A 9,845-nucleotide genomic window follows, 5' to 3' on the forward strand; every position below is an offset into this window, starting at 1 on the left:
GAATAACGATCAATAGCGGTAATGATCGAGCTTGTAGGGCCCTTCCACTGGCACATTGATATATGAAGCTTGCTCTTGGCTAAGCTGGGTTAGTTTTGCACCAATTTTATCTAGGTGCAAGCGGGCAACCATTTCATCCAAGTGCTTGGGCAGCACATAAACTTTTTTATCGTATTCATTAGGCTTAGTAAATAATTCAATTTGGGCAAGGGTTTGGTTCGTAAATGAATTGCTCATCACGAAACTGGGGTGGCCGGTTGCGCAGCCGAGATTCACCAACCTACCTTCGGCAAGCAGGATGATGCGATTGCCACTGGGGAGGATGATGTGATCAACCTGGGGCTTGATATTATCCCATTCATATTGCTTGAGGGAAGCAACATCAATTTCGTTATCAAAGTGGCCAATGTTACAAACAATCGCTTGATCCTTCATCTCTAATAGATGTTCATGGCGGATCACCTGATAGTTGCCAGTGGCGGTTACAAAGATATCAACATCTTTAACCACRTCCTCAAGGCGCACCACTCGGTAGCCCTCCATGGCTGCCTGTAGGGCGCAGATTGGATCGATTTCAGAAATCATCACCGTGGCGCCAAGGCCCCGCAGCGACTGGGCTGAACCCTTGCCCACATCGCCATAACCCAGCACTAGGGCAACCTTGCCGGCCACCATCACATCGGTGGCGCGTTTGATGCTGTCTACCAGGGATTCACGGCAGCCGTAGAGGTTATCAAATTTGCTCTTAGTAACTGAATCATTCACGTTGATAGCAGGGAAAGGCAATTCGCCTGCCTGCTCCATTTGATACAAACGRGCAACGCCAGTGGTGGTTTCCTCGGTTACACCTTGGATATTTGCGTAGATGCGTGAATACCAACCAGGCTGCTCCGYTAATCGGGCGCGGATACTTTTAAATAATGCCACCTCTTCTTCGCTKGAGGGATTATTTAAAACCGATGGGTCACGCTCAGCCTTAGCGCCGAGCACAATCAAACCGGTGGCATCTCCACCATCGTCGAGGATCATGTTTGGGGTGCCGCCATCGGCCCACTCCATGATGCGATGGGTAAAGGCCCAATACTCATCCAGGGTTTCACCTTTGTAGGCAAATACCGGAATACCGGCKGCRGCAATTGCTGCAGCCGCGTGGTCTTGGGTGGARAAAATATTGCAGGAAGCCCAACGCACCTCAGCGCCAAGGGCCACCAGGGTTTCGATCAAAACTGCTGTTTGGATCGTCATGTGSAGGCTGCCGCAGATGCGGGCCCCTTTKAGGGGCTGCTCAGCGCCAAACTTGCTGCGCAGGGCCATCAAGCCCGGCATTTCWGTTTCAGCAATGGCCATTTCCTTGCGGCCGAATTCRGCAAGGCCCAGGTCGGCAATCACATAGGTGTTAGTTACCTGCAGGCCAGCCAAAGAGAATGTGTCGGGTGTTGCCACCATGGATTTATCACTTCCTATGGAAGTGGCGATTGGTTTGGGAATATCTGCGGAGACGCCGAGGCTTCGGGCTCGCTTGCTGAGAATCTACAAGAATGAACTGCTTCCTTGTTGATGCAGCTGCCACAAGGCAGCGGGGCCTGCAATTGGCCCAAGAGTTGCCAGCGGGGGCGCTGCTATTGCTGAGCGGATCCCTRGGCGCAGGTAAAACCTGCTTGGTGCAGGGAATTGCTGCTGGTTTAGGGATCATTGAAACCGTTACCAGCCCCAGCTATGCCCTAGCCCAGCACTACTGGCGTTTAGGTGAAAACAGCCCAGCTTTRATTCATCTCGATCTTTATCGGCTTGAGCAAGCAAAAGCAGCTGATGAATTGTTTTTCCAAGAGGAGGAGGAGGCCCTAGCCTGCGGAGCACTACTGGCGGTGGAATGGCCCGAAAGGCTGAGCGCACTGCCAAAGGAAGCCTGGCAACTGCAATTAARCCTGGAGGGAGATGGGCGGCGTTTGCAGCTGCAGGCCCCCGGTCGATGGTGCTGAGTGCCCTCAGCTTCAGTTTGATGAGCGTGTGCGTTAAGCAGTTGGAGGGGGCGATCCCGGTGGCTGAGGTGGTGCTTGCCCGCTCGGTGGTGAGCTTGGCCCTGAGTTGGTGGCTGCTCAAGCACCTGGGGCTTAATCCCTGGGGTGAAAGGCGCCGRATGCTKGTGCTGCGGGGGGTTGTGGGCACYTTGGCGCTCTATTGCGTTTATGCCGCCCTAGCGGAGCTACCGCTGGCAGCAGCAACGGTATTCCAATATTTGTACCCAACTTTCACCACCGCCTTGGCCTGGGGTGCCTTGGGGGAGCTTGCCGGAAAACGAATTTTTGCGGCCATGGCCTTTGGTTGGCTTGGGGTGTGGCTTGTTGCTCAACCATTTGGAGCCACACCCTTAGAACCATGGGCTGTGGCAATTGCGATCACAGGCGCCCTGCTCACCTCTATTGCCTATGTAACGGTAAGAAGCCTGGCTAATTACGAAGATCCAATGGTGATCGTGTTTTATTTCCCCTTGGTGTCGCTGCCCCTAAGCCTGCCTTGGGTGATGGCTAACCCGGTGATGCCCAGCGGGRCGGATTGGGCCTGGCTTGTGGGGGTGGGCCTATTCACGCAACTGGGCCAGATCTTTTTAACTAAGGGTTTAACGCAAATGCCTGCTGCAAAAGCAACGGCGATTAGTTATGTGCAGGTGATATTTGCAGCGGGCTGGGGGGCGCTCTGGTTTGGGGAGTTGATCAATATCTCAACAGTTGCAGGCGCCCTACTGGTTTTATTGGCAACGRTCTTGAGCCTYAAGCCGCCACATARGCCACCACAGTTTCACTAACCCGGCGCAAGCCAGCCAGGCCATCGCGCTCCAAATTACGCACTCGATCACGGCTCATGCCCAACTCCCTACCGATTCCGGTGAGGCTCATCGGTTCTTCCACATCGATGCCGTAGCGCATTTTTAAAACCCTTCCCTGCAGCGGTGGCAACTGCTCCAGCAGGGAACGCATGTCACCGCGCAAACATTCACCATCGAGCAACTCTTCCGGCATGGGAGCTTCGTTTTGGAGCAACTCCTGCAGTTCGGTGTCGTCGCTGTCGCCAACTTTCATCTCGAGACTCACCGGTTGGCGGGCCCTACACAACAATTCTTTTACCTCCTCCTCAGGCAATTCCACATAAACAGCCAATTCGGTAACGGTGGGGGTGCGACCCAATTCYTGGCTAAGTTCCCGCTGACCCTTTTTMAGTTTATTGAGGGTTTCGGTGATGTGAATTGGTAGGCGGATGGTGCGGCTTTTCTCAGCAATGGCACGGGTGATGCCCTGGCGAATCCACCAATAGGCATAGGTGGAGAATTTGTAGCCGCGGGTGGGGTCGAATTTTTCCACACCCCGCACTAAACCGATGGTGCCCTCTTGAATCAAATCAAGCAGTTCCATGTTGCGCTTGGTGTATTTCTTGGCAACGCTCACCACCAAACGCAGGTTGGCGGCAACCATCCTTTCCTTGGCGCGGCGGCCATTGATCAGGCGGCGCCTTAAAACAGCTGGGGAAAGGTTCAAATTAACGGCYAGATCATCCTTGCTAGGGGCTTCCCCCTGGCGCATGCGCATTTCCTCTTCCGCTTCCTCAATGCGCACCAGTTCTTGCACTTGGCGGCCAAGGGTGATCTCCTGTTCGTGGCTGAGCAGGGGCACACGGCCGATGTCACGCAGGTAAGAGCGCACCAAATCCCCATCAACAGGGGGGCGCAGCTCGGCGGTGGGGGTGGCCACGGTGAATCTTGTAGATATGTAAACAATAGCCTTACGAAGCGTAAATTTTCTCTCAGAAAACCCAAGTCTTTTAAGACTCACCCATTTGGGTTCAGCCGTTTGCGCCCAGGTGGCTCAGGAGCCAAGCGGCGGTTTGCAGGTAAATAAACACCCCAGCCACRTCAACCACCGTGGTGATAAAAGGGGCAGACATCAAGGCTGGATCGAGGCCGAGCTGATCAAAAAGCAGTGGCARGCTCGCCCCTGCCGTTGCCGCAAGGATCGAAATACACAACATCGACACCCCAGCAGCTATGGCCACCAAGGGTTCACCGCTCAGTTGCCACGACCATGGCACCACCACCGCAGCTAGCAATAGGCCAAGCAAAACCCCAGCCAGGGCCTCGCGCCCCACGGTGCGCCAGGGGCCTAGGGCCTGCAACCGATTGGTGCTAAGGCCGCGGATCACCACCGTGGAACTTTGGGCGCCCACATTGCCGCCAGTGCCAATCAAAAGGGGAATAAAGGCAGCCAACTGCACCACCCGTTGCAGAACCCCCTGCTGGGAGGCGATTACGGCCGAAGTGCCGGTGTTGGTAAYTAAAAGCACCAGCAACCACAACACCCGCCTTTTAGCCACTTCAAACAAATTGCTTTGGAAGTARTCGTCTTCATCGCCGGCCTGCACAGCACCTGCGGCGTAGAGGTCGCGGGTGGCTTCCTGCTCGATCACATCGATCACGTCGTCTACGGTAACGATTCCCACTAAGCGATCCTCCCGATCCACCACCGGCAGGGCCARGAAGTCGTAGCGCTTGATCAGCCGTGCCACCTCCTCCTGGTCGGTGTCGGTGTGAACCCGCACCACTTCACGGGTCATCACCGCACCGATCAAATCCTCAGGATCAGCCACCACCAGATCCCTTAAAGACAAAATGCCTGTGAGCTGGCGGGCCGCATCRGTTACATAAAGGCTRTAGATCGTTTCTGTGGTTAAAGCGCGGCGGCGCACGATCGTGAGCGCTTGGCTGGCGCTGTGGAATTCCTTGAGATCAATGAATTCGGTCGTCATCAAACGACCGGCGGTTTCAGTTTCGTAACCCAGCAGCTGGGCTGTTACCCGGCGTTCCTCCGGGCTTAGTTGCTGCAGCAGGTTGCGCACCACCTTGGCGGGCAATTCATCAAAAAGCCGCACCCGATCATCGGGTGACATCTGCTCCACCAGCTCGAGCACTTCACCGGAGCGCAACCTCTCCAACAAGGATTGCTGCACCGTTGCATCGAGGTATTCGTAAACTTCAATCGCTTCATTTTTAGGCAGCAAACGAAAGGCAATCGCCTGCTGAAGAGTGGGCAAATTACCTATGGCTTCGGCGGCGTCGGCAGGTTGCTCCGGCTCCAATAGCTGCTTAACGGCGTCGTAATTACCGGCCGCCAGCAAACGCTCCAGGTATTGGGTGAGTTCTGGAATAGCGGTTGTGGTTGTGGTTTCAGCCATCGCCCGAGTGCACTGAAGTGATTAGGGTTTAATCGTTTGCTTTTGTTCCCATGGCCCCAAGCATCAAAGGCGTTGTTGTTAACAATGCCGCCGGCACCCCCCAAGATCTGGCCGACTTAAGCGGCCAGGTGCTGCTGCTGGTAAACGTGGCCAGCCGTTGTGGTTTCACCAAGCAATATGCCGGYTTACAGGCCCTGCAGGAAAAGTATGGCCCCCAAGGGTTCAAGGTGATCGGCTTTCCTTGCAATGATTTCGGCGGCCAAGAACCGGGCACGATCGAAGAAATCCAACAGTTTTGTAGCACTACCTATGGTGTGAATTTTGAATTATTTGCCAAGGTAGGCGCTACATCTGCCCCCTTCGACACCCTTACAAAGGCAGAACCTGCAGGGCCAATCGCCTGGAATTTCGAAAAATTCCTGGTGGGCCGTGATGGCAGCGTGGTTTCCCGCTTCAAAAGTGGGGTGGCACCTGATGCCGCCGAACTCACCGATGCGATTGAAGCCGCCCTTTAAGGCCATAGGCGCCGGCGGCGGCCCCTAGGCCAAGGCCGAGGCTGAGAATTAACAGCGCCAGGGCATCTAAATGCATGCCTTGGCGCTGCAGYAAAGCGATATCCAGCATCCAGCTGGAAAATGTGGTGARGGAACCGCAAAAGCCAATACCTAAGGCAAGRAGCAAWGGTGCTGCCGTTGCTGGCGGAGCCACCAGGTAACCAAGCAAGGCAGCGCCAATYACATTCACCACTAAATCCGCCCCGGCGCTGGCAAAGGGCAGAAAAGGAGCCAGGTGAACAGATGYCTGCCAACGCAGCAGAGCCCCAGGGATTGCGCCTAYTCCCACCAGCAATAGATCAACCAATTCCAAGCGAATAGTTTTCATTGCARCCCTCCGATCGCCAGGCCTAATTCCAAGGCGAGTAAACCGCTAACAACAGAGGCCAAAGCAAGCAAAAGTGCTTCYGCTGGGGCTTGTTTATGCAACAGCACAAGCAATTCCACCACAAAGGTGGAAAAGGTGCTGAGGCTGCCAAGGAAACCGGTGGCCAGCAACAACATCAGCTGATTTGATAAACAAAGCTGATTAAGGGCAACCAAGAGGCCTAGGCAAAATGAGGCGCCAATATTTACAGCCAATGTGGCCCAATGTTTTGCCGGAACAATTGGCTCAAAATGATTTATTAACCGGAATCGCAACCAGGCCCCTGGCACTGCCCCAAGCGAAACCAGCAGGATGCTTTTCAGCATKGCCTAACCAAGCAACCAACCCCGGAAACCTCCCAAACTCACCCGGCACCAGCGCTCTCCCTGCTGGTTGTACCAGGTGTGGAGGATTTGCAAGGGCATATCTGAATCACTAACTTTCACCAGCAAGGGAGCCTGATGGTGGGGTGAAACCTGCAACTTTTTTATGCCGATTGCRTAAAGCGGTTCACCAGSGCGGCGGCGGCGCACGGCAGGRTTATCGCGATCGGCACCACCGGCGGGTAGGGCAATCGGAGCCATCAGGGCCATGCCCAGTAACCAAGCCCAACGCAATGGCATTAGATATCCAGCTCCGCCAGATCTAATTCAGCGCTATGGGCTTCAATRAAGGCGCGGCGGGGGGCAACCTTATCGCCCATGAGGATTGTGAAGATCCGATCCGCCTCTGCYGCATCCTCAATTTCAACCCGTTTCATCGTGCGGGTGGTGGGATCCATGGTGGTTTCCCACAATTGCTTAGGCATCATTTCGCCTAAACCTTTGAAGCGCTGAATTGTGTAGTTTGCTTTTTCACCAAAACCATCGAGGGTTTTTTTCAAATCTTGTTCGTTRTAGCAATAGCTATGGTTTTTACCGCGCTCAACTTTATAGAGAGGCGGGCAAGCGATATATATAAAGCCACCTTCCACCAAGGCCCGTTGATAACGGAAGAAGAAAGTGAGGATCAAAGTGCGAATGTGGGCGCCATCAACATCGGCATCGGTCATGATAACGATGCGGTGATAACGCAAATTCTTTTGATCAAATTCCTCGCCTTTGATACCCAAGCCCAAGGCTGTGATCAAGGCTTGGATTTCCGTATTTTTGTAGATCTTGGCGTCGTCWGTTTTTTCAATATTTAAGATTTTGCCCCGCAGGGGAAGGATCGCCTGGTTGCGGCGATCGCGACCTTGTTTAGCAGAACCGCCAGCTGAATCACCCTCAACTATATAAATTTCAGATTCGGAAGGATCCCTGGAACTGCAATCGGCAAGTTTACCCGGCAAAGTAGAACTTTCCAACACACTTTTACGACGCACCAATTCACGGGCCCGCCTTGCTGCTTCCGCRGCATTAAAGGCTTGGATTGCTTTCTCAAGAATTAAATCGATAACCTGGGGATGRAATTCTAGGTATTCATTTAGCGATTCGCCAACAACAGTATCAACTATGCCGCGAACTTCAGTGTTACCMAGTTTTGTTTTTGTTTGGCCTTCAAACTCAGGGTCGGGCACCTTCACCGAAAGCACTGCGGTGAGGCCTTCACGGATATTTTCGCCAGCCAGGTTGCCATCGGCCTCCTTACGCTTACCCCTTTTGCGGGCAAAGGTATTGAGGGTGCGGGTGAGAACGGTTTTTAAACCCTCAATATGGGTGCCACCATCGATGGTACGAATGTTATTTGCAAAGCCCAAAATGCTATCTGAATAGGCATCAACACACCACTGCAGGGCGGCTTCCACCTGCACGCCATCCTTTTCAGAATTCACATAGATAATTTCTGGATGCAGGGGATCTTTTCCTGCATTCATGTATGCCACATATTCACGAATACCCCCTTGATAGTGATACACCTCCTCCCGCAAAGAATCTGGCCGGTCATCGCGAAATACGATGCGCACACCACCATTTAGRTAGGCCAATTCCCGCAGGCGGGCCGAAAGGGTTTGATAATCAAAATCAATTCCAGTGGAAAAGATTTGGATATCGGGCTTAAARCAAACGGTGGTGCCGGTGCGTCCTTTTTCCCCTGGGGCTGAAAGCAGGCTGCCGATCGGYGCGCCCCTTTCAAAGCGTTGGGTGTGCACCTGATCCTGGCGATAAACCGTTACCAAYACCCATTCACTTAGSGCATTCACCACCGACACCCCCACCCCGTGGAGGCCCCCCGAAACTTTGTAGCCGCCGGAGCCAAATTTRCCGCCGGCATGGAGCACGGTGAGCACTGTTTCCAGGGCGCTCTTACCGGTGCGGGGATGGATATCTGTGGGGATACCCCTGCCGTTGTCGCTAACGGTGCAGGAGCCATCGGCATTAAGGCTTACCTCGATGTCGCTGCAGTGGCCGGCTAGGGCCTCATCAACCGAGTTATCAACAACTTCATAAACAAGATGGTGCAACCCCCGGGGACCGGTGGTGCCGATATACATGCCAGGGCGTTTGCGCACCGGCTCCAAACCCTCAAGAACCTGGATCTGTTCGGCGCCGTAGGCCGATTGAACCTGAGAGGAATTACTTGCTTCGGCCATGCTGTTGTTTCCGCCGAGGAGGCCCTTTTGTAGAAGCCAACCCCGGAGGGACCCTTCCGCTGAATGCACATCCTACCACCGGCGGCCCAGGGCGCCTGCTGGGGGCCTCTCCGGTTGAATTTGTGGTGGGGTTGGAGTAATCGCTTGGCCATAGGGATCGCCGGGAACCGGGAGCAAGGGCAGCAAACGCCACTGATGGTGGTGCTATTGGGGCCCACCGCCAGCGGTAAAACCGCCCTTGGCGTTGAGTTGGCCCTCAGGCTTGGTTGCCGCGTTTTGAGCGTGGATTCACGCCAGGTGTATCAACAAATGGATGTGGGCACCGCTAAGCCCAGCCAAGCCGAACGCAAAGGGGTAGCCCACGAATTGTTGGATTTAGCCCCCCCCAACACACCGCTAAACCTGCAGCAGTTTTGTGAACTGGCCCGGCCTTTGATTGCAGCGGAACAGGCCCTTAGCCGCCCGGCCCTACTGGTGGGCGGCAGTGGCCTCTACCTCCAGGCCCTCAGCCAAGGGCTGCAACCCCCTGCCYTAGCGCCCCAACCCTGGCTGAGGCAGCAACTTGAAGGCCTKGGGCARGCAAGCGCCCAYCAGCTGCTKGGSCAGGCGGATCCCCTGGCTGCTGGGCGCATCCATCCCAGCGACAAAATTCGCACCCAAAGGGCCCTGGAGGTGCTCTATGGCACAGGTAAACCACTTAGTAGCCAACAGRGKCGTATGGCCCCTGCCTATGGGGTGTTGGAGCTGGGGCTAAATCCCCCCAACCTGCGCGAAAGGATCGAGMGGCGCAGCGCGGCGATGTATGGCRCTGGTTTRGTGGAGGAAACCGAAGCGCTGCAACAGCTYTATGGCAARGAGTTAGCACTGCTGCAAACGATTGGCTATGGGGAGGCCATGGCCCTATTGGCGGGGGAACTGAGTCGTCCGGAGGCGATTGCCCTCACCGTTAAGCGCACCTGGCAATTTGCTAAGCRGCAACGCACCTGGTTTCGCAATCRCCATCAAGCCATCTGGCTTAATCAGGAAACGGCCCTTGAGGARKCCTTGGCTGCCATCGCCGCAGCGGGGGCCTAGGGTGGGGGGTCACCTGTTCCACCACAGTTCTCCCTCGCCTTACTGAATGGCCCCACCC

Annotated in this window: 11 protein-coding genes; 4 read left to right on the forward strand and 7 right to left on the reverse strand. The window is 54.8% G+C overall.

The window, feature by feature from the left end:
* Positions 1-9 precede the first annotated feature (9 nt).
* Entirely contained in the window at positions 10-1,446 is a 1,437-nt protein-coding gene (ahcY, locus tag C7K08_RS06155; RefSeq protein WP_106499767.1) for an adenosylhomocysteinase, read from the reverse strand.
* 92 nt (positions 1,447-1,538) lie between these two features.
* On the opposite strand from ahcY, the gene tsaE reads away from it, so the two are divergent.
* Together tsaE and C7K08_RS06165 are read left to right on the forward strand one after the other, a co-directional pair.
* A complete protein-coding gene (tsaE, locus tag C7K08_RS06160) occupies positions 1,539-1,979 on the forward strand; it encodes a tRNA (adenosine(37)-N6)-threonylcarbamoyltransferase complex ATPase subunit type 1 TsaE (RefSeq protein ID WP_106499768.1) in 441 nt (146 codons plus the stop codon).
* Positions 1,970-2,803, forward strand: coding sequence for a DMT family transporter (locus tag C7K08_RS06165; protein WP_106499769.1), 834 nt, complete (start codon positions 1,970-1,972; stop codon positions 2,801-2,803). The genes tsaE and C7K08_RS06165 overlap by 10 nt, the downstream gene beginning before the upstream one ends.
* Here C7K08_RS06165 and C7K08_RS06170 read toward each other — a convergent pair.
* Both C7K08_RS06170 and mgtE read right to left on the reverse strand, forming a co-directional pair.
* The gene (locus tag C7K08_RS06170) at positions 2,769-3,761 is read right to left on the reverse strand and encodes an RpoD/SigA family RNA polymerase sigma factor (protein WP_162842890.1); all 993 of its coding nucleotides are present in this window, start codon (positions 3,759-3,761) and stop codon (positions 2,769-2,771) included. The two genes, C7K08_RS06165 and C7K08_RS06170, sit on opposite strands and share 35 nt — an antisense overlap.
* Positions 3,762-3,834: 73 nt before the next feature.
* Entirely contained in the window at positions 3,835-5,220 is a 1,386-nt protein-coding gene (mgtE, locus tag C7K08_RS06175) for a magnesium transporter (RefSeq protein WP_106499771.1), read from the reverse strand.
* A 50-nt stretch (positions 5,221-5,270) separates the two neighbouring features.
* Here mgtE and C7K08_RS06180 point away from each other — a divergent pair, with 50 nt between their 5' ends.
* Positions 5,271-5,735 (forward strand): glutathione peroxidase, encoded by a 465-nt coding sequence (locus C7K08_RS06180; protein ID WP_106499772.1) that lies wholly within the window; start codon positions 5,271-5,273, stop codon positions 5,733-5,735.
* Here C7K08_RS06180 and C7K08_RS06185 read toward each other — a convergent pair.
* From C7K08_RS06185 to gyrB, 4 genes are read right to left on the reverse strand one after another with little or no spacing between them, the layout of a single operon-like run.
* A complete protein-coding gene (locus C7K08_RS06185) occupies positions 5,707-6,102 on the reverse strand; it encodes a fluoride efflux transporter FluC (RefSeq protein WP_106499773.1) in 396 nt (131 codons plus the stop codon). The two genes, C7K08_RS06180 and C7K08_RS06185, sit on opposite strands and share 29 nt — an antisense overlap.
* Positions 6,099-6,467, reverse strand: a complete 369-nt coding sequence (locus C7K08_RS06190; RefSeq protein WP_106499774.1) for a FluC/FEX family fluoride channel — start codon at positions 6,465-6,467, stop codon at positions 6,099-6,101. Before C7K08_RS06190 ends, C7K08_RS06185 begins: the two co-directional genes overlap by 4 nt.
* A 3-nt stretch (positions 6,468-6,470) precedes the next feature.
* On the reverse strand, positions 6,471-6,764 hold the full coding sequence (locus C7K08_RS06195; protein WP_106499775.1) for a hypothetical protein: 294 nt from the start codon (positions 6,762-6,764) through the stop codon (positions 6,471-6,473).
* Positions 6,764-8,713 (reverse strand): DNA topoisomerase (ATP-hydrolyzing) subunit B, encoded by a 1,950-nt coding sequence (gene gyrB / locus C7K08_RS06200; RefSeq protein ID WP_106499779.1) that lies wholly within the window; start codon positions 8,711-8,713, stop codon positions 6,764-6,766. The genes C7K08_RS06195 and gyrB overlap by 1 nt, the downstream gene beginning before the upstream one ends.
* Before the next feature lie 195 nt (positions 8,714-8,908).
* On the opposite strand from gyrB, the gene miaA reads away from it, so the two are divergent.
* A complete protein-coding gene (miaA, locus tag C7K08_RS06205; protein WP_106499780.1) occupies positions 8,909-9,787 on the forward strand; it encodes a tRNA (adenosine(37)-N6)-dimethylallyltransferase MiaA in 879 nt (292 codons plus the stop codon).
* Positions 9,788-9,845: the final 58 nt, after the last annotated feature.

The organism is Synechococcus lacustris str. Tous, from assembly GCF_003011125.1.
Taxonomy (GTDB): Bacteria; Cyanobacteriota; Cyanobacteriia; order PCC-6307; family Cyanobiaceae; genus Synechococcus_D; species Synechococcus_D lacustris.